Origin of the sequence: Pseudomonas sediminis, assembly GCF_002741105.1 — a bacterium.
Taxonomy (GTDB): domain Bacteria; phylum Pseudomonadota; class Gammaproteobacteria; order Pseudomonadales; family Pseudomonadaceae; genus Aquipseudomonas; species Aquipseudomonas sediminis.
Genome location: NZ_NIQU01000002.1, coordinates 292,592 through 313,212, shown reverse-complemented (window position 1 = coordinate 313,212; position 20,621 = coordinate 292,592). Strand labels below are relative to the sequence as shown.

Genomic DNA, 20,621 nt, shown 5'->3' with positions numbered 1-20,621 from the left:
GCATTCGCGCCTTTACTTAAGATTGCGTGAGTTCTAGCAGGACCGAAATGACCCCGAAGAAGATGGCAATGGAGGACAACAACATCGTCTTCGACGTCCATCGATTAAGGGCTGCATCGAAACTGACGCTGCCGTTGCTGAGCGTGGTCTTTTGCCGGGTCCAGCTCTGCTGATCCATGTGGAACATGGTGTAAACCTTCATCACCGAGCCGACGATCTGGTTGTAATACAGAACGAAGGGGTACATCGGATGCACCGGGTGCTTGGCAAAGAAGAACAACAGCGTTACCAGGGTGCGCGACAACAGAACCCAGAACAGGTACAGCAGCAGGTACTGGATGCCGAACAGCAGGCCGGCCACCACCGAGGCGCTCAAACCCATCAGGCAGGTCCACATGGACACGCGCTGGTCGTACAGCACGTACATGGTGAACAGGCCCAGGCGATCGAGGCCCAGCAGTCGAGTGGCGCGGAAGTTCTGGCGCAGCGAGTTGCCATACCAGCGGTACATCAGTTGCCGGGTCGCGCGCAGGAAGCTGTTGTCTGGTGGATGCTCCACCGTCAGGGTGTGGCTGTCGGGCACGTAGAAGGTGTCCCAACCGGCGCGCATAAGGCTGAACCAGGAGGATTTGTCGTCGCCGGTGAGGAACTGGAAGCGCCCCAGCCGCCAGTGATCGAGGAAGTCGGCTTCCACGTCCTTGATGAATTCCGGGTTGGTCATCACGCTGGCGCGGAAGAACGACAGGCGCCCGGTCATGGTCAGCACGCGTTTGCTCAGTGCCATCGAGCACATGTTGATGTGCCGCTGGACGAAGCGCATGGTGTGCCATTCCTGCATCAGCTTGCTGCCTTCCACCTCGCAGAACTCGTTGGTGGTGATGCCGCCGACACTGGGCAGATAGGCGAACATGCTGACAGCGCGCTCGACGCAGCCGGGCAGCATCATGGTGTCGCCATCGACCACGCCGACCACGGCGTTCTCCAAGGGCATCTGCCGGGACAGTGCGCGGAAGGCATGCGCCAGGCCGTCGCGTTTACCGGTGCCACGGGCGCGCACGATGATCAGCTTGATATCGTCGCGGTCACGGACCTCCTGACGCATGATGTCCTTGATGAAGTTCTCGTCGCCTTTCTCCACGATCGAGGCGATGACGGTGCAGGGCACCGGCATCCGCTGCACTTCCTGAAACACCGACTGGTAGACCTTGAAGGTGGTGTGTGTCGGGATACGGAAACTGGTCACCACCATGAACATGTGCTCGGGCAGTGCCGCAGCCCCCATGCGCTCGACGGCCTTGCGCATGCGTGGGAAACGCCAGTGCAGGAAGTACATGCCGCGCAGGTAGTGAGTGGCCGCATTGCCATAACGCCACATGCCCAGCGCACCGATCAGAAAAATGAATTTCTGATGCGACGGGTCGAGGTAGCTTGGGTCGACCATTTCCGAGGCAAGCGCGAGCAGGGCGATCAGGCACGCCCAACCGCACAGCTTGCCGAAGCCGGATGAGGTATCGACCCCGTTGAATAACCTAGGCATGTGACGTGCTTCCTCCAGTGAAGCCGTATACGGATGTCAGGCGTTGTGGCGCTGAACGCCGTCAGTTGACCGTGACGTCGGTGCGGCCGTAGACATCCTCGAAGCGCTCGATGTCGTCTTCACCCAGATAGCCGCCGGACTGGACCTCAATGATCTCCAGAGGAATCTTGCCGGGGTTGGCCAGACGGTGAACGGCGGCGATGGGGATGTAGGTCGACTGGTTCTCCCAGAGCAGGAAGGTCTTGTCGTCGCAGGTCACCCGTGCGGTGCCGGAGACCACGATCCAGTGCTCGGCACGGTGGTGGTGCTTTTGCAGTGACAGGCTGGCGCCTGGCTTGACCACGATGCGTTTGACCTGAAAGCGGTTGCCGCTGTCGATGGAGTCGTAGCTGCCCCAGGGGCGATAGACCTGGCAATGGTTCTGCGCCTCGGCACGCCCATCGCAGGTGAGGGTGTTGACCAGTTGTTTGACGTCCTGCACGTGATCCTTGTGGGCGACCATCACGGCGTCCTTGGTCTCTACCACCACCACGTCCTTCAGGCCGACCAAAGTCACCAGCTTGCTCTGGCTATGGGCCAGGCAGTCCTGGCTGTTATGAATCACCACGTCGCCAGAGCGGCTGTTGCCGTTGTCGTCCTTGTCCTGAACGTCCCACAGCGCGGACCAGGAACCGACGTCGTTCCAGCCTGCTGCGAGCGGCACCACGCAGGCGCGCTCGGTCTTTTCCATCACCGCGTAGTCGATGGAGTTATCCGGGCAGCACTCGAAGGAACTGGGGTCGATGCGGATGAATTGCAGGTCGCTCTTGCTACGGCTGAGTGCCAGCTGGCAAGTGTCGTAGATGTCCGGGTCGTGACGCTGCAGTTCTTCCAGATAGCGGCTGCAGCGGAACAGGAACATGCCGCTGTTCCAGACGTAATCGCCTTGCGCCACGAACTCGCTGGCGGTGGCCAGGTCGGGCTTCTCGACGAACTGCTCGACTGACAGAACGCCACCCGGCAGCCCGGCTCGCTCGCCGGTCCTGATATAGCCGTAACCGGTCTCGGGTCGTTCGGCGGGGATGCCGAACAGCACCATTTCGCCCTGTTCTGCAGCCTTGCGAGCTACACCGAGGGCGCCGTGGAATACCTGCAGGTCTTCGATAACGTGATCGGCCGGCAGCACCAGAAGCAGTTCGTCACGCCCGGCCGCGAGCAGATGCATGGCGGCGATGGCCACGGCCGGCGCGGTGTTGCGGCCGAACGGCTCCAGCAGAATGCTCTGCGCTTCGCTGCCGATGGCGGCGAGTTGTTCACTGACGATAAAGCGATGTTCTTCGTTGCATACCACGATGGGGCGGCTGATGCCTTCGATTGCCAGGCGGCCGAGCGTCTGCTGAAACAGGGTCTTGCTGCCGGTGAGGGCCAGGAACTGCTTGGGATACAGCTTGCGTGAGAGCGGCCAGAGTCTGGAGCCACTGCCGCCGGACAAAATCAGAGGAATCATGCTGTCACTCCTGTAAACATCGATTCGGATCGTATGGGCAGTGAACTGGCGACACGCCATAACCAACCAAGCGGCACCTGACTGGTGCCGCCTCTGTTCTTGTTAGCTGTCTGCTACCAGCAGATGCCTTCCTTGTTGGCCTGGGTGGCATGCGCCATGAACCCCACGAGATCGACGATCTGTTTGTCGTCGCCGACGCTGTTCATGACCTCGGCGAAGCGCTGTTCGCCATTGCCGATGATCAGTACATCGGATTGCGAGACCACCTCATCGAGCTCCTTGCACAGCAGAGAGGAAACGTGGGGGATCTTCGATTCGATGTATTCCTTGTTCGCGCCGAACACGCGGGCGTACTCGACGTTGCTGTCGAAAATACGCAGCTCGTAGCCTTTGCCGATCAGCATTTCAGCCAGTTCGACCAGGGGGCTTTCGCGCAGGTCGTCGGTGCCGGCCTTGAAGCTCAGGCCCAGCAGACCGATGCGGCGCTTGTCGTAATGGGTGACGATGTCGAAGGCTTTTTTCACCTGAGCGGCGTTGCTGCGCATCAGCGAGCTGATCAGCGGTGTTTCCACGTCCAGGCTGCCGGCGCGGTAGGAGAGGGCGCGCACATCCTTGGGCAAGCACGAGCCGCCGAAGGCGAAGCCGGGCTTCATGTAGTACTTGGAGAGATTGAGCTTGTGATCCTGGCAGACCACATCCATCACTTCGCGGCCGTCGACGCCGGCTGCCTTGGCGATGTTGCCGATCTCGTTGGCGAAGGTGACCTTGGCAGCGTGCCAGACGTTGCAGGTGTACTTGATCATCTCCGCCACTTCGATGGACTTGCGGATGATCGGCGCGTCCAGCTCGCTGTACAGCTCCTGCAGCAGGTCGCCGGACTGTTCGTCCAGCTCGCCGATCACGGTCATGGCCGGGAAGTCATAATCCTTGATCGCGGTGCTTTCACGCAGGAATTCCGGGTTGGTGGCCACGCCGAAATCGACACCGGCTTTCTTGCCGGACGCTGCTTCGATCAGGGGAATCACCACATTCTTTACCGTGCCCGGCAGAACCGTGCTGCGTACGACCACGGTGTGGCGCTCCTGCTTGTCGCGCAGGGCGGTACCGATCTGCTTGCACACCGATTCCATATAACCGAGATCAAGGTCGCCGTTGCGCTTGCTCGGCGTGCCCACGGCAATGAAGGACAGTTCGCTGGCCAGGACTGCTGCCGCCACATCGGTGGTGCCACGCAGCAAGCTGGAGTTGACGCCGGCTTCGAGCAGTTCGGCGAGGCCGGGCTCGACGATGGGGGACTTGCCCTGATTGATCAGGTCGATCTTGGTTTGCGATACGTCGACGCCGATGACCTCATGGCCGCGAGCCGACAAGCAACCGGCGCATACGGCGCCCACATAACCCAGTCCAAAGATGCTGATTCGCATAGATCCCTCTCTCATATAAGTGAGCTAGCCGATTTGAACTGGCCAACATCCGTGTTCATTAAGTACGCCATTAAGATTGCGTAATGGTTACTGCAATCGAATGGCGTACTCGAATTGGCGCGGATACTAAGTTGGCTGTTTTGGCATTTCAAGCAAAACGTGAACCAAAAGTTAGGAAATGTGTGCTGCTTACTTTATTTAATATTTTTTATAATAAAAACAATTATTTATAATTGTTGTTTTTTAGGCGCCAAAAAATAGTTGTAGCTTTTTAGTGCGTTATTTTTATGGCGTCATAAAAACATTATCTTTTGTGCTTGGTTCTATTGCACTGAAGTAAGGCTCTGCTCGGAAGTTGTGCGTGAGTGTGCTGCGTAGTTGTCAGCGCCATGAACGGAGGTGGTGATCTGCCGTCATGCGAACGTGCTGGGGAGTTTCGAAGTGTCAGAGCTGCCAGGGGAGCTTCTTTGCTCTGTGAGTCGGGCCACGTAATTGAGGCTTGGCACGATGCCAGTGCCTGGACTACTCTCCGGTCACCGGGCTAACGAAGTGATCAACAGGCAGGATGCCGACCCCATACACTTCGTTAGCTCGGTGTTCATTGCTTGCGCTGGCCTATGCGAGGCGAGCGGAAACGACAAAGCCCTCCGAAAGAGGGCTTTGCTGTTTCTGCAAGACGCCTTGCGCGTCTGCTGTCTGTTAAAAGCATCCCTGCTGCCTTTCCATTCCCGCCCTAAGTACCGTTGTTGGTTAGCCTAGGCGATATCTGGCGTTTTGCCATGCTGCCCCTGCCAGGTGGACTCCAGTATCAGTTGCTGCGCTGTAGGTGCGTCCTGTCGGGTTTGGTGGCGATCAGGTGCTCCGGCAGGTCGAGCAGGTCGGTGTCGTAGGTCTCCAGTGGCGGTGGGCGCCGTTCGAAGCGGGCACCGAGCACCAGCATGCAGGGTGTGAGCAGCAGGGTCAGCACCGTGGCGAAGGCCAGGCCGCCAGCGATGGCGCTGGATAGCTGCGTCCACCACTGTGTCGAGGGGGCGCCGAAGCCGAGGCTCGGTGTCACCAGGTCGACGTTGATGCTGAGCACCATGGGCATCAGGCCGAGGATGGTGGTCACGGCAGTCAGCAACACTGGGCGCAGGCGCAGGCTGCCGGTTTCCAGCGCCGCTTCACGCGGTTCCAGGCCCTGGCGACGCAACTGGTTGTAGGTGTCGATCAGGATGATGTTGTTGTTCACCACGATTCCGGCCAAGGCGATCAGGCCCATGCCGACCATGACGATGCCGAACGACTGGCCATTGACCAGCAGGCCCATTAGCACGCCAGCAGTGGACAGGACGATGGCAGAGAGCACCAGTGCTGCCTGATACAGGCTGTTGAACTGGGTCACCAGGATGATCGCCATAAGGAAGATGGCGACGACGAAGGCGGTCATCAGGAAGGTGGCCGCCTCCCGCTGGTCGGCATCCTCGCCGGCGAACGTCACCTTGACCTCGGCCGGCACGTTGCCGAGTGCTTCGCGCAATGCCTTGAGGCGCTCATCCAGCCGCGCACCTTCGGCCAGGTCGGCCTGCAGGGTGATGGTGCGGTCGCCATCGACGCGGCGCAGGGTGCCGACTTTGGGCGCAGGCTGCAGGTCGACGAAGTTGCTCAGCGGTACCTGGCCGGACGTTGTATTGAGGGTCAGGCGGCCGAGTTGGTCGAGCGAGCGCCAGTTGCCGGGCAGGCGCACGCGGATGTCCACTTCGTCGGTGGCATCTTCGGGACGGTAGGTCGCCAGTTTCAGGCCGTTGGTGATCATCTGCACGGCGTTGCCGACGCTGAGTACGTCCGCGCCGAAGCGCGCAGCGGCCTCGCGGTCGACCTTGATTCGCCATTCGATACCGGGCAGCGCACGGTCATCTTCGATATCGGCGAAGCCGCCGAGCTTCTGCATTTCCCCGCGGATACGCTCGACCCACTGCTCGCCCTGTGCCGGGTCCAGCGAGCTGATCTGCAGCTTCACCGGCTTGCCGTCGGTGGGGCCCTGTTCCTGCTTGCGGAACTCCAGCACCACGCCGGGAATGCCGGCGGTGCGCTGGCTCATCTCTGCGAGGATGTCCTTGGCCGGACGGCGCTGATGCCAGTCGACGAACTGGAACTGCAGGGTGCCGATCACGTCGGCGCCGAGCTGGCCCTGCTGGCCTTCCGGCTGGGCCAGAGAACGGGCATACAGAGCCTTGACCTCGCGCATGCCGATCACCTGCTTTTCCACCTGCTGGAGCAGGGCGTCCTTCTCCTGCACCGACAGATCGCCACGGGCGCGCAGCCAGATCTGCGCGCTTTCCGGCTCGACGTCGGGGAAGAACTCCACGCCGTGGTTGAAGCGGCCGTAGCCGACGTAGATCAGCGCGATCAGCGCGAGCATGCCGAGCAGGGTCAGGCCGGGGCGCTTTAGCAGCTTCTCCAGCAGGCGGCGATAAGCACTGCCCGCGCGGCTGGCGCTCTGTGCCTGCGGCCGTGCCTGGCCGCCAGTGACGGCGCCGAGCACCGGCAGAAACACCAGGGCCATGGCCAGCGAGGCCAACAGGCAGAGAATCACGGTTGCCGGCAGGTACTTCATGAACTGGCCGACCACGCCGGGCCAGAACAGCAGCGGCAGGAACACCACCAGGGTGGTGGCAGTGGAGGCGATTACCGGCCAGGCCATCCGTGTCGCGGCATTGGCCCAGGCCTGGCGAGGCGTCTGGCCTTGCTGCAGGTAGCGGTCGGCCAGCTCGGAGACGACGATGGCGCCGTCGACCAGCATGCCGGCCACCAGGATCAGGCTGAACAGCACGACGATATTGAGGGTGAAGCCGAGCATCCAGATCAGCAGGATGCCGCTGAGGAAGGCGCCGGGAATGGTCAGGCCGACCAGCAGCGCCGACCGCATGCCCATGCTCGCCACCACCAGGATCAGCACCAGGACGATGGCGGTGAGCACGTTGTTGAGGAGGTCGCCGAGCATGTTCTGCACTTCCTGCGACTGATCCATGATGTAGCTGACTTCCACACCTGGCGGCAGCAGGGGCTTGGCTTGCTCCATCAGTGCCTTGACCTGATCGATGGTCTCGATGATGTTGGCGCCGCTGCGCTTAGCCACTTCCAGCACGATGGCCGGCTGGCCGTTGATGCGGGCGAAGCCGGTGGGGTCCTTGAAGGTGCGGCGAATGGTGGCGACATCGGCGAAGGTGACCACGCTGTCGCCGACTACCTTGATCGGCATGCGCATCACGTCTTCGAGGTCTTCGATGACGCCGGGCACTTTCATGCTCATGCGGCCGGCGCCGGTATCCAGGCTGCCGGCGGCGACCAGGCGGTTGTTGCGGCTGACCAGGTTGAACAGCTCGTTGTAGTCGATGCCGTAGCTGTCGAGCACCTGGGGGTCGACGACGATTTCCAGCAGGTCCTCGCGGTCGCCGCCGATCTCCACCGACAGCACTTCGGCGATGCCCTCGATGTTCTCCTTCAGGCGCCGGGCGATGTACACCAGCTCGGTTTCGGCAATCGGCCCGGACAGCCCCACCGACAGCACCGGGAACAACGCCACGTTGACTTCGTTGACGGTCGGTTCGTCGGCTTCTTCTGGCAGCTTGCTGCGCGCGGTATCGACCTTCTCGCGCACGTCGGCCAGCGCCACCTTGGCGTCGAAGCCAGCGTCGAACTCCAGCGTTACCGAGGCGTGGCCTTCGCTGGAGACCGAGCGCATTTCCTTGACGCCCTCGAGGCTGCGCAGCTCCTGCTCCAATGGGCGTACCAACAGGCGTTCGCCGTCTTCCGGGCTGATGCCTTCCAGGGTCACCGAAACGTAGATGATGGGAATGACCACGTCCGGGTTGGATTCCTTGGGCATGGCGATGTAGGCCACCAGCCCGCCGCAGAGCAGGAACAGCAGGACCAGGATGGTGGTACGGCTACGGTCGAGTGCGGCAGCGATCAGTGCGTGCATCTCAACTGCCCTCGGCCGCAAGTTGTGTGCGTACCTGCTGGCCGGGTTGGACGAAGCCCTGGCCGAGGGTGATCAACGCCACTTTCGGCGGCAGACCGCTGACCCAGGCGCCCTGGTTGTCGACGCTGATCAGTTGCACCGGGGTGAACTCGACGCGCTGCGCGTCGTTGACCCACTTGACGCCATGGCGGCCGCTTTCATCCAGGCTGAGCAGAGCAGGGGACAGGCGATGAGCCATGGCCTCGCCAGTCTGGATGTGCAGGGTGGCGCTGGCGCCGGCCAGGCGCAGGCCATCCGGGTTGTCCACCTTGACCTCGATACGGAAGCTGCGCGAGCCGGGATCGGCAGCCGCGGCGATAAAATGCAGCTCGCCCTGCAGCGTGCGGCCATCGAGCAGTTCAACTTTTACCGGTTGGCCCAGTTCGAGCTGGGTGACCTGCTGCTGGGCGATCTGTGCGCTGACCTTGAGGCGGTCGATATCCACCAGCGTCAGCAGGCTCTGGCCGGGCTGGACGAAATCGCCCAGTTCGACCATGCGCTGGTCATAGATGCCGGCAAACGGCGCCCTGATCTTGGTGTTGCGCTGCTGCAGGCGGGCGCTGTCGAGTTCGGCGCGGGCCTTGGCCAGCTCGCTTTCCAGGCGCATCAACTCGTTGGCCGAGACCAGGCTGCGTTCGCGCAGGCGCTTGGCGGCGGTGACGTCGCTCTGACGCTGGCGCACATCGGCCTCACTGCGCGCGACCTGAGCCGGGCGGTCGTCTGGTGAAATGCTCAACAGCAATTGATCGGCAGCGACGCGGTTGCCTTTGTCCTGATCAAGGTTCTGCACGCTGCCGCTGACCTGGGCGCGCAGTTCTACCCGGCGCCAGGCTTCGATCTGCCCCTGCACCACATGCTGGCGTTGCATGGGTTGGGCTTCCAGCCATTGAATTTCGACGCGCGCCAGATCGTTGGTGATAGCGGGTTGGTCGGGCTCGACATCGTCACGAGCGACGAAACGATCACCGCTGAACAGCCAGGCCAACAGCAGGACTGCAATGACGACGGCGATGATCCAGGGACGCTTGCTGAGTTGGGCGAACATGTGGGTTTACTCGCTGAGGGCAGGCGCTGTGTGCAGCGCGGCGGCCTGGCCTTGCAGGCCGGCAATGATGAAGTCGGTGACGCGATCGAAATACGCATCCAGTTCGATGTATTCGGCCCAGTGCGCGAAACCACCGGAGGCGATGCGCGCCATGACACCATTGACGCAGGCTTCCACGCCCCAGAGCAGATGCTGGCAGTGTGCGGGGGAGAGTTGCAGGCCGAAGCTGTTCTGCAGCAGACCGCTGAACAGCGTCATGTACTGGTGTTCAAGTTCGATGAACTGGTCGCGGTAGAGCGCTTCCAGGCGTTCCTGAAAAGCTGGGCGGTCGCACAGCAGGCAAAGCTGCGCTTGCAGCGGATCGGCGTGGAGCAATTCGAAGGCGCGGCGAATCACCAGGCGCATGGCTTTGTCCGCGGGCGCAGTGCGCGATATTTCCTGCATCTCGGCCAGGTGCTGGCGCGAGCAATCCAGCACCAGGCGCGCATAGAGCGCTTCCTTGCTGGAAAAGTGCTTGTACACCGTGCCCTTGCCAATGCCGGCGTGACGGGCCACCTCGGCGATGGTGACGCGATCCCAGGATTGTTCCTGAAATAGCTGGCGAGCGGATTGCAGCAGGGCGTTTTCCCGCTGCTGGAAGAGCTGATCCTGATAGCGCATGACGGTTCCGGGTTTCGTGACCGGTGGTCATGCTATGACTGCTGGTCACCATGCAGCAAGACGGGAGTTGTAACAAGGCAATTGGCGGGCAGCCGTTCACTGCCTAATTTGCTGCGAGGTGGGGTTTCTACAGGGGATGCATGAATGTAGAAGCCCGCACCCCGGTGCGAAGCTTCTAACCCACCAGGCCGGCGGTGGTGGATTGTTGGTGCGCACGGCGCACCCTACGTGCGGCCGTCAACGCGCCACGCTGACGCCTTCGAGGCTGGCGAAGGAGGTGTCCTTGGCGGTAAGCAGGAAGTCGCGCATGAATGGCGCATCGAGCATGTCGGTGCGGATTGCCGCGTAAAGCGTGGCGAACAGGCCCTTTTCCCCCAGACGCTTGGCACTGACGTAGCCGCGCGAGCTGTACTCGTGCAGCGCCCAGTTGGGCAGCCCGCATACGCCACGACCGCTGGCCACCAGTTGCATCATCATCACCGTCAGTTCGGAGGTGCGCACCTGCGCCGGCTCGATATCGTTGGGTTCGAGAAAGCGCGTGAAGATGTCCAGACGATCGCGTTCTACCGGGTAGGTGATCAGGGTTTCCGTGGCCAGATCCTGAGGCTGGATGTAGGCCTTGTGTGCCAGGCGATGCTGATTGGCGACAGCCAACATCGCCTCATAGGTGAACAGTGGCACATAGGTGATGCCCGCCAGCTCGATGGGATCTGAGGTCACCACCAGGTCCAGGTCGCCACGGGCCAGTGCCGGCAGCGGGGCGAAGGAGAAGCCCGAGGCCAGGTCCAGCTCCACTTCCGGCCAGGCGTCGCGGAACTGGTCGATGGTTGGCATCAGCCACTGGAAGCAGCTGTGGCACTCGATGGCCATGTGCAAGCGGCCGGCGGTGCCGCCGGCCAGGCGTGCCAGGTCACGCTCGGCGCCACGCAACAGGGGCAAGGTGGCGTCGGCCAGCTGCAGTAGACGCAGGCCGGCGCTGGTGAAGCGCACGGGTTTGGTCTTGCGTACGAACAGTTGCAGGCCTAGGCGCTCTTCCAGCTCCTTGAACTGGTGCGACAGCGCCGACTGGGTCAGGTGCAGGCGCTCGGCGGCTTCCACCAGGCTGTCGGTCTCGCGCAGGGCGTGCAGGGTTTTCAGGTGGCGTAGCTCGAGCATGGCGATTCTCTAGAAAGGTTTCACTCATCCAGTGGCCTGTCTGGATGAAAATGGTTCATACAGCCTACATGAGTAAATCTTTAGATCAAGACGAAAATCTTGAGTTTGTCTCACTCGGTATCGATGCCGAGAATGGCGCCATCTCGATTGATTCTGGAGTTTTACGACATGGCCCTGTCCCATTCCCTCGGTTTCCCGCGCATCGGCCGCGACCGCGAATTGAAGAAAGCCCTCGAAGCCCACTGGAAAGGTGAGTTGGACGAAACCGGCCTGCGCGCCGTTGGCCAGCGCCTGCGGGCCGAGCATTGGCAACTTCAGAAGGATGCCGGCATCGACTTGCTGCCGGTGGGTGATTTCGCCTGGTACGACCAGGTGCTCAGCCATTCCCTAGCCTTTGGCGTCATTCCCGAGCGCTTTCGCCCGGCTGCTAGCAAACCAACGCTGGATACCCTGTTCGCCATGGCTCGTGGGGCCGTTGCAAACAAGAGCAGTGGTACTTGCTGCGGTGGTGCCCATGCCCAAGAGATGACCAAATGGTTCGATACCAACTACCACTATCTGGTGCCGGAATTCTGCGCGGATCAGCAGTTCGCCCTGAGCTGGGAGCAGCTGTTCGAGGAGGTGGCTGAGGCGCATGCCCTTGGGCACAACGTCAAACCGGTGCTGATCGGCCCGCTGACCTACCTATGGCTGGGCAAGGCCAAGGGCGGCGACTTCGACAAGCTGGAGCTGCTCGAACGCCTGCTGCCGGTCTATGGCGAGATTTTCCAGCGCTTGGCTGCGCAGGGCGTGGAGTGGGTGCAGATCGACGAGCCAATTCTGGTGCTGGATCTGCCGCAGGCGTGGAAGAACGCCTTCGAGCGTGCCTACAACCTGATCCAGCGCGAGCCATGCAAGAAGCTGATCGCCACCTACTTTGGCGGCCTGGAAGATAATCTTGGTCTGGCCGCCAATTTGCCGGTGGATGGCCTGCATATCGACCTGGTACGTGCGCCGGAGCAGTACCCGACCATCCTTGACCGCCTGCCGGCTTATAAAGTGTTGTCGCTGGGCATAGTCAATGGGCGCAACGTCTGGCGCTGTGACTTGGAGAGGGCCCTCGAGGTGCTGCGTCACGCTCACGAGCGCCTGGGCGAGCGGCTGTGGGTCGCGCCGTCCTGCTCGCTGCTGCATAGTCCGGTGGACCTGGCTCGTGAAGACCAGCTCGATGCCGAGCTGAAAGGCTGGTTGGCCTTTGCCGTGCAGAAATGCCAGGAGGTCGCGTTGCTCGGTAAGGCCCTGGAGGAGCCGGGAGACGCCTCTGTGCAAGCCGCCTTGCAAGCGAGCCGTTCAATACAGGCCGCTCGTGCAGCTTCAAAACGTATTCACAAGCCTGAGGTACAGGCGCGTTTGGCGGCGATTCGTCCGCGCCACGCCCAGCGCCAGTCGCCGTTCGCCGAGCGCATCGAGCAGCAGCGTGAGTGCCTGCAGCTGCCAGTGCTGCCGACCACGACTATCGGTTCCTTCCCGCAGACCTCGGCCATCCGCCTGGCGCGGCAGTCGTTCAAGCAGGGCAAGCTCAGTTCGGCCGAGTACACCGAGGCCATGCATAGCGAAATTCGTCAGGCGGTGCAGGTGCAGGAGCGTCTGGGGCTGGACGTGCTGATGCATGGCGAGGCCGAGCGCAACGATATGGTCGAGTACTTTGCCGAACAACTCGATGGCTATGCCTTCACCCGCTTCGGCTGGGTGCAGAGCTATGGCTCACGCTGCGTCAAACCGGCGGTGATCGTCGGTGATCTGAGCCGGCCCAAGGCCATGACGGTGGAATGGATCAAGTACGCCCAGGGTCTGACCGACAAGGTGATGAAGGGCATGCTGACCGGCCCGGTGACCATGCTGATGTGGTCGTTCCCGCGCGAGGACGTTTCCCGTAAAGTGCAGGCCCGGCAACTGGCGCTGGCGATTCGTGACGAGGTGGTGGACCTGGAGGCAGCCGGCATCAAGATCATCCAGATCGACGAGGCGGCGTTCCGTGAAGGGCTTCCACTGCGTAAATCCGCTTGGCAGCACTACCTGGACTGGGCCAGCGAAGCTTTCCGTCTGACCGCCAGCGGCGTGCGTGACGAAACCCAGATCCATACCCACATGTGCTACAGCGAGTTCAATGACGTGATCGAGTCCATCGCGGCGATGGATGCCGACGTGATCACCATCGAGACCTCGCGTTCGGACATGGAGCTGCTGGCAGCGTTCGAGAAGTTCGCTTACCCGAACGACATCGGCCCCGGCGTGTATGACATTCACTCGCCGCGTGTGCCTGACAGTGCCGAGATGGCCGGGCTGTTGCGCAAGGCGGCGCGGCGTATCCCGCTCGAGCGCCTGTGGGTCAACCCCGATTGTGGCCTGAAAACCCGCGCCTGGCCGGAAACCGAGGCGGCGTTGGTGAATATGGTGGCCGCCGCCAGGCAGTTGCGTGTCGAGCTGGCCTGATTGCCGCCTTGTCGCGGCTAAAGCCCCTCCTGCAGGTAGGTAGGAGGGGCGTTCGCGACGCTCTGGATCGCACCTCTGGTCACCATCCGGGCAACCGTTCGTCCCCCTTCATCAAACTGTCACGCTTGTGTGGCAGCGCCGTCGAACGACTTTCATCAGACTCGCGCTTCAGTGGGGTTCTGCGTTTCTGGTGTTTTCATGCGTGCATTCATTTTCCTGGCCGCGTTGCTTTGCGGCCTGCCGTCTCTTGCGGCCAATCGTTGCGACCTGTCCGAGCCGACCCGCTATGCGGATGTCGGTGAGGTGCGTCTGGCTTATCAAAGTATCGGCAACGAACGCGATCCGGCGCTGCTGCTGGTGATGGGGCTGGGCGGACAGTTGATCCACTGGCCTGACGAGGTGGTCGAGCGTCTCTGTCAGCAGGGCTTTCGCGTCGTGCGCTTCGATAATCGCGATGTCGGGCTGAGCACCTGGCGGCGGCCGGCGCCGAACATCAACCTGCCGTACGAAGTGCTGCGCTATCGCCTGGGTCTGTCGCTTGGTGCGCCTTATCACCTGCGTGACATGGCCGGTGATGCTATGGGGCTGATGGACCAGCTCGGTGTCGAGCGCTTCCATGTGTTGGGCGCAAGCATGGGTGGCATGATCGCGCAGCATCTGGCCGACTTGGCGCCGCAGCGCGTTCTCAGCCTGACGCTGGTGATGACCAGTTCGGGCGCGCAAGGTTTGCCCGCGCCCAGCGATGCGTTGGTGGCGTTGCTGGCAAGGCGTGAGGCCGGTAGTCGCGAGGCTGCACTGCAACAGCAGGCGGACTTGCTGGCGGCCCTCGGTAGCCCGACGGTGCATGATGATCGTGCCTTGCTCTTGCATCAGGCTGAACAGGCCTATGACCGCGCTTTCAATCCCGAAGGCGTGCAGCGTCAGCTGCTGGCGATTCTTGCCGAGTCGAGCCGCGTCGAGTTGCTCAATCGCCTGAACGTGCCGACGCTGGTGGTGCATGGCACGGCCGACCCGCTATTGCCGGTAATGCATGGGGTACACGTGGCTGCGCATATCAAGGGCTCCGAACTCAAGTTGATTCCGGGCCTGGCGCATCGCTTTCAGGATGCCTTCAAGGAGCCTTTGCTGGCCGCAGTGCTGCCGCATCTTGCGGCGCATCGGGGGGATTTGGGCTTGGCGCGTCTTTAGGTGGGAGCGCTCAAAGCTCCTGATTGTGCTTGATCGCTTCGCGGCGCTGCAGGTTGTCGATGTGCTCGCTGCTATGGCGTAGCAGCTTGTCGGCCATGACCATGCGCTCGATGTAACGCACGATGCTCTGCTCGGCGTCGTGGCGGGAGAGATAGGGGCCCTCCAGCGTGCCTTCGCGAGTGGCGAAGAAATATTGGCCGTTGACGGCACTGACGCGTGAGCTACGGTAATGCGTGCCCGGTTGGGGGTCGACGGTGCGTTGGCCGAACATGGCGGGGACTCCATCTGCAGGTGCTGGATAACCTGAGTCTACTGTGGCCAATGCGGCCTGCTTGGCAAAACGACAGATGGTAGATTTTGGCGGCTTGTTACAGGCTTTTAGCCGATTTTATGGATTATTGGCGCCGGTCGGCTGGCGTTTCTGGGTTGCCGATCAGTACAGTTTCGCTCGGCAACTGTGCTGAACTGTTGCTGTGTCGGTGTGGTGGCCTCTCCTAGAATGCTCTGCTGCGGTCGACATGCTCTGTTGGCTGCCTGCCAGAGGTTGCCATGCACATTTCTTCCGGCCGTTGGATGTACGGCCTGCTGCTGGCCCTGATCACTTCGGTGCTTTGGGGCATCCTGCCAATCAAACTGAAAGAAGTTCTCCAGGTCATGGATCCGGTAACGGTCACCTGGTATCGCCTGGCCGTGGCAGGTTCTCTGCTGTTTGCCTACCTTGCCGCGAGCCGTCGGTTGCCGCGTTTTCGTCCGTTGGGGCGCAAGGGCGGTTGGCTGCTGGCGCTGGCCATCGGCGGGCTGACGGCCAACTACGTGCTGTATCTGGTCGGGCTCAATTTGCTCAGCCCCGGCACCACGCAACTGGTGATCCAGGTCGCTCCAATCCTGCTGCTGATCAGCAGCCTGTTCGTCTTTCGCGAGCGCTTCAGCCTGGGCCAGGCCATTGGCCTGATGGTGATGTTGCTGGGCTTCGGCCTGTTCTTCAATCAGCGCCTGGGTGAGCTGCTGACTTCGCTGACCACCTACACCACCGGGGTGCTGACCGTGCTGGCCGCGGCCTTCGTCTGGACCTTCTACGGCCTCGCGCAGAAGCAGCTGCTGACCAAGTGGAATTCGGTGCAGGTGATGATGGTCATCTACCTGGCTTGCGCGCTGTTGCTGACGCCTTGGGCGCAGCCGCTACAAGCGCTGCAATTGAGCCCGCTGCAGGGTTGGCTGCTGCTGGCTTGCTGCCTGAATACCCTGGTGGCCTATGGCGCCTTCGCCGAGGCACTGGCGCATTGGGAGGCTTCGCGGGTCAGCGCGACCCTGGCGCTGACACCGCTGGTGACCTTCGTTTCCGTGGCGCTGGCCTCGAGCTGGTGGCCGGACCACGTGCTGCCCGAGCAGGTCAACTGGATCGCCTACGCTGGCGCCGTGGTGGTGGTGCTTGGCTCGGCACTCACCGCGCTTGGCCCGTCGCTGCTGGCCGCTTGGCGGACGCGCAGGCCAGGGCGTTAATCCAGCGGCAGCTCGGTAGTGCGTTTGACCTCGCTCATGGCGATATGCGAGTGCGCCTCGTGCACGTGCGGGCGCTGCAGCAGGTGGTCACGCAGGAAGCGCTCGTAATCGGCGATGTCCTTGGCCACCACCTTGAGCAGGTAGTCCGAACCGCCGGCCATGCTGTAGCACTCCAGCACCTGCGGGTAGCCGACCACCGCTCGCTCGAACTCATCCAGATTGCCGCGGCCGTGTGCCGACAGCTTGATGTCGACGAACACCGTGATGCCGAAGCCCAGGCGCTTATGGTTGAGCAGGGCGACCTTGCGTTCGATCAATCCCTCTTCCTGCATGCGGTTGATCCGCCGCCAGCAGGGCGACTGCGACAGCTCGACCTTTTCCGCCACCTCGGCGGCCGAGAGGTCAGCATTGTGTTGCAGCAGGCGAAGAATCCGGCGGTCGATAGGGCTGAGCTTGTCCTGCATGATTGTTTCCAATTTATTGTGATTGTTGGAAGGATCATGCGGAGTATCGCCTTCGCTACTCGAAAATAGAAAGAAAAAAGCGGAACCCTCCAGTCATGATTTAGGCAAATCCGTCGCAGTGATCCTGCGGCAGGACTCAACGGAGCGTGTCTACCGTCGCGCTCCCTGTGCTCGCCATAACAATAAAAGGAGCGCTCCATGTCACTGGCCGAAATCCGCCTGGATGACAAATACCGCCTCGCTACTGGTCACCTCTATCTGACCGGCACTCAGGCGCTCACCCGCCTGCCCATGCTGCAGAAGCAGCGTGATGCCGCCTTCGGACTCAATACCGCCTGCTTCATCTCCGGCTATCGCGGCTCGCCCCTGGGCGGTCTGGACAAGAGCCTGTGGGATGCGCGCGAGTACCTGAAGGAAAACCACATCCACTTCCAGCCCGGCGTCAACGAGGAGCTGGGCGCGACCGCGGTGTGGGGCAGCCAGCAGGCCAACCTGTTTCCTGGTGCGCGCTATGACGGCGTGTTCGCCATGTGGTACGGCAAGGGGCCGGGTGTAGACCGCAGTGGTGACGTGTTCAAGCACGGCAACTCTGCCGGCGTTTCCAAGCATGGCGGCGTGCTGGTTCTGGCCGGCGACGACCATGGTTGCAAGTCTTCGACCATCGCCCACCAGAGCGAGCATGCCTTCATCGCCGCGTCGATGCCGGTGCTCAACCCGGCCAACGTTCAGGAAGTGCTGGACTACGGCATCATCGGCTGGGAGCTGTCGCGCTACAGCGGCTGCTGGGTGGCGCTGAAGACCATTGCCGAGAACGTCGACTCCTCGGCCGTGGTGGACGTCGATCCGCTACGAATCCAGATCAAGATCCCCGAGGATTTCCAACTGCCGGAAGACGGCGTGCACATCCGTTGGCCCGATCCGCCCCTGGCCCAGGAAAAACGCCTCAACGTCTACAAGATCTACGCTGCGCGCGCCTTTGCCCTGGCCAACAACCTCAACCAGGTCAAGCTCGACTCGCCCAACCCGCGTCTGGGCATCATCACCACCGGCAAGTCCTACCTCGACGTGCGCCAGGCGCTGGATGACCTCGGCCTGGACGAAGCGCTGTGCGCCAAGGTCGGCTTGCGCGTGCTCAAGGTCGGCATGAGCTGGCCGCTGGAGCCGGTGTCGGTGCATGGCTTCGCCGAAGGCCTGGACGAAATTCTGGTGGTGGAAGAAAAGCGCAGCATCATCGAAGACCAACTGACCGGCCAGCTCTACAACTGGCCGGTGGGCAAGCGCCCGCGCGTGGTCGGCGAGTTCGACGAGCAGGGTGTGTCCTTGCTGCCGAACCTGGCCGAGCTGACGCCGGCAATGATCGCTCGGGTGATTGCCAAGCGCCTGGCGCCGATCTACAGCAGCCCGACCATCGAGGAGCGCCTGGCCTTCCTCGATGCCAAGGAGAAGGCGCTGGCTGCGCCCAAGCACAAGACTGCGCGCACCCCGCATTTCTGCTCCGGTTGCCCGCATAACAGCTCGACCAAGGTGCCCGAAGGCAGCCGCGCCCTCGGTGGTATCGGTTGCCACTATATGACCCAGTGGATGGATCGCAGCACCGACACCTTCACCCAGATGGGCGGCGAGGGCGCCACCTGGATCGGCCAGGCGCCATTCACCGACACGCCGCACGTGTTCCAGAACCTCGGTGACGGCACCTACTTCCACTCCGGCCATCTGGCCCTGCGTGCAGCCGTAGCAGCCGGGGTCAACATTACCTACAAGATTCTCTACAACGACGCGGTAGCCATGACCGGTGGCCAGCCCATCGACGGCGAACTGCGCATCGACCAGCTCAGCCAGCAGGTGCATGCCGAGGGCGTCAAACGCATTGCCCTGGTCAGTGACGAGCCGGACAAATACCCGACCCGCGCTACTTTCGCGCCGGGTGTGACCTTCCACCACCGCCGCGAGCTGGACGCCGTGCAGCGCGAGCTGCGCGAGGTCAAGGGCTGCTCGGTGATCCTCTACGACCAGACCTGCGCCACTGAGAAGCGTCGTCGGCGCAAGCGCGGCAAGATGGTCGATCCGGCCAAGCGTGCGTTCATCAACCCAGCGGTGTGTGAGGGCTGTGGTGATTGCAGCGTCAAGTCCAACTGCCTGTCGGTGCTGCCGCTGGAAACCGAGCTGGGACGCAAGCGCGAGATCGACCAGAACGCCTGCAACAAGGACTTCAGCTGCCTGGAGGGCTTCTGCCCGAGCTTCGTCACCGTCCACGGCGGCAGCCTGCGCAAGCCCGAGGCAGTGGGGCTGGGCGCGCTGTTCATCGCCTTGCCGGAGCCGAAACAGCCAGCCCTGAGCCGGCCCTGGAACATCCTCCTACCCGGTGTTGGCGGCAGCGGTGTGACCACCGTCGGCGCGCTGCTGGGCATGGCCGCGCATATCGAAGGCAAGGGCTGCACCGTGCTCGACCAGGCTGGCCTGGCGCAGAAGTTCGGCCCGGTGATTACCCACATTCGCATCGCCGCGCGACAGAGTGATATCTACGCCGTGCGTATCGCCGCTGGTGAAACCGACCTGCTGCTGGGCTGCGACCTGGTGGTGTCGTCCAGTGAAGAGGCGCTGGCCAAGCTCAACGACAAGATCGCCCATGCGGTGATCAACAGCCATGAAGCGGCCACTGCCGAGTTCACCCGCAACCCTGACGCTCAGGTGCCTGGCGCCGCCATGCGCGAAGCGCTGAGCGAGGCGGTGGGTGAGGGCAAGACCCGCTTCGTAGACGCCACCCGCCTGGCTACTCGCCTGCTTGGCGATAGCATCGCCACCAACCTGTTCATGCTCGGCTACGCCTATCAGCAGGGGCTGGTGCCGGTATCGGCCGAAGCGATCAACAAGGCTATCGAGCTCAACGGCGTGTCCGTTCAACTCAACCAGCAGGCCTTCCTCTGGGGCCGTCGCGCCGCGCATGACCTGGCTGCGGTGGAAAAACTCGCCGCGCCCAAGGTCGTCGAAGCGCCGCATTGCAGCACGCTGGAGGAGATCGTCGCTGACCGTGTGCAGCGCCTGACCGCCTACCAGAACGCGGCCTATGCCGAACGCTACCGTGAGCTGGTCGAGCGCGTGCGCAAGGCCGATACCGATGCGCAGCAGCGCCTGAGCAAGGCCGTAGCACGCTATTACTTCAAGCTCCTGGCCTATAAAGACGAGTACGAAGTGGCGCGGCTGTACAGCGATGCCACTTTCCGCAAGCAGCTCGAAGCGCAGTTCGAAGGCGACTACCAGTTGCAGTTCCACCTGGCGCCGAGCTGGTTGAGCAAGCCCGATGCGGTCACCGGCCAGCCACGCAAGCGCAGCTTCGGCCCCTGGATGCTCAAGGCGTTCGGCGTACTGGCGCGCTTCAAGTTCCTGCGTGGCAGCGTGCTCGATCCGTTCGGTCACAGTACTGAACGTCGGCTGGAGCGCGAGCTGATCGAGGAGTACGAGGCCAACGTGGCCTACCTGCTGGGCGAGCTCAATGCCGGCAACTACCGCACGGCGGTGGCGCTGGCCGAGATTCCCGAGCAGGTCCGCGGTTACGGCCACGTCAAGGAAGCGGCGCTGGCCAAGGCGCGCGAGCAGGCGAGCCAACTCAAGGCACGCCTGACCGTCAGCGAGATCGCTGCGGTGCAGTTGTTCGAACCAGCGGCCTGACCTTTCCCATCCCCTTTGCCA

At 62.3% G+C, this 20,621-nt stretch carries 12 protein-coding genes and 1 pseudogene; 4 read left to right on the top strand and 9 right to left on the bottom strand.

The annotated features are described in order from the left end of the window. Positions 1-16 precede the first annotated feature (16 nt). From CDO35_RS06865 to metR, 7 genes are all read right to left on the bottom strand, one after another. Positions 17-1,537, bottom strand: coding sequence for a glycosyltransferase (locus CDO35_RS06865; RefSeq protein ID WP_099523194.1), 1,521 nt, complete (start codon positions 1,535-1,537; stop codon positions 17-19). 61 nt (positions 1,538-1,598) lie between these two features. Beyond that, entirely contained in the window at positions 1,599-3,023 is a 1,425-nt protein-coding gene (locus CDO35_RS06860; protein WP_099523193.1) for a mannose-1-phosphate guanylyltransferase/mannose-6-phosphate isomerase, read from the bottom strand. Between the two features lie 113 nt (positions 3,024-3,136). Next, positions 3,137-4,447, bottom strand: coding sequence for a nucleotide sugar dehydrogenase (locus CDO35_RS06855; RefSeq protein ID WP_099523192.1), 1,311 nt, complete (start codon positions 4,445-4,447; stop codon positions 3,137-3,139). A gap of 808 nt (positions 4,448-5,255) precedes the next feature. Beyond that, on the bottom strand, positions 5,256-8,411 hold the full coding sequence (locus tag CDO35_RS06850) for an efflux RND transporter permease subunit (RefSeq protein WP_099523191.1): 3,156 nt from the start codon (positions 8,409-8,411) through the stop codon (positions 5,256-5,258). A 1-nt stretch (position 8,412) separates the two neighbouring features. Beyond that, positions 8,413-9,495, bottom strand: coding sequence for an efflux RND transporter periplasmic adaptor subunit (locus CDO35_RS06845; RefSeq protein WP_099523190.1), 1,083 nt, complete (start codon positions 9,493-9,495; stop codon positions 8,413-8,415). A 6-nt stretch (positions 9,496-9,501) separates the two neighbouring features. Next, entirely contained in the window at positions 9,502-10,155 is a 654-nt protein-coding gene (locus CDO35_RS06840; RefSeq protein ID WP_099523189.1) for a TetR/AcrR family transcriptional regulator, read from the bottom strand. A 237-nt stretch (positions 10,156-10,392) separates the two neighbouring features. Further along, positions 10,393-11,310: a transcriptional regulator MetR gene (gene metR, locus CDO35_RS06835; protein WP_074916181.1), complete on the bottom strand. Its 918-nt coding sequence runs from the start codon at positions 11,308-11,310 to the stop codon at positions 10,393-10,395. A 168-nt stretch (positions 11,311-11,478) separates the two neighbouring features. On the opposite strand from metR, the gene metE reads away from it, so the two are divergent. Both metE and CDO35_RS06825 read left to right on the top strand, forming a co-directional pair. Beyond that, positions 11,479-13,782: a 5-methyltetrahydropteroyltriglutamate--homocysteine S-methyltransferase gene (gene metE, locus CDO35_RS06830; protein WP_099523188.1), complete on the top strand. Its 2,304-nt coding sequence runs from the start codon at positions 11,479-11,481 to the stop codon at positions 13,780-13,782. Positions 13,783-13,980: 198 nt separating this feature from the next. Continuing rightward, positions 13,981-14,970 carry an alpha/beta fold hydrolase gene (locus tag CDO35_RS06825; RefSeq protein ID WP_099523187.1) on the top strand — a complete coding sequence of 330 codons (990 nt, stop codon included), beginning with the start codon at positions 13,981-13,983 and terminating at the stop codon, positions 14,968-14,970. A 100-nt stretch (positions 14,971-15,070) separates the two neighbouring features. Here the strand turns inward: CDO35_RS06825 and CDO35_RS06820 are convergent. After that, a pseudogene (locus CDO35_RS06820) lies at positions 15,071-15,241 on the bottom strand (DUF6316 family protein); the annotation flags it as partial. Between the two features lie 278 nt (positions 15,242-15,519). Here CDO35_RS06820 and CDO35_RS06815 point away from each other — a divergent pair. Beyond that, positions 15,520-16,470, top strand: a complete 951-nt coding sequence (locus CDO35_RS06815) for a DMT family transporter (protein WP_099523186.1) — start codon at positions 15,520-15,522, stop codon at positions 16,468-16,470. Here the strand turns inward: CDO35_RS06815 and CDO35_RS06810 are convergent. Next, positions 16,467-16,934, bottom strand: coding sequence for an Lrp/AsnC family transcriptional regulator (locus CDO35_RS06810; RefSeq protein WP_099523185.1), 468 nt, complete (start codon positions 16,932-16,934; stop codon positions 16,467-16,469). The genes CDO35_RS06815 and CDO35_RS06810 overlap by 4 nt on opposite strands. A 198-nt stretch (positions 16,935-17,132) precedes the next feature. Here CDO35_RS06810 and CDO35_RS06805 point away from each other — a divergent pair, with 198 nt between their 5' ends. Beyond that, on the top strand, positions 17,133-20,600 hold the full coding sequence (locus CDO35_RS06805) for an indolepyruvate ferredoxin oxidoreductase family protein (protein WP_099523184.1): 3,468 nt from the start codon (positions 17,133-17,135) through the stop codon (positions 20,598-20,600). The last annotated feature ends 21 nt before the right edge of the window (positions 20,601-20,621 follow it).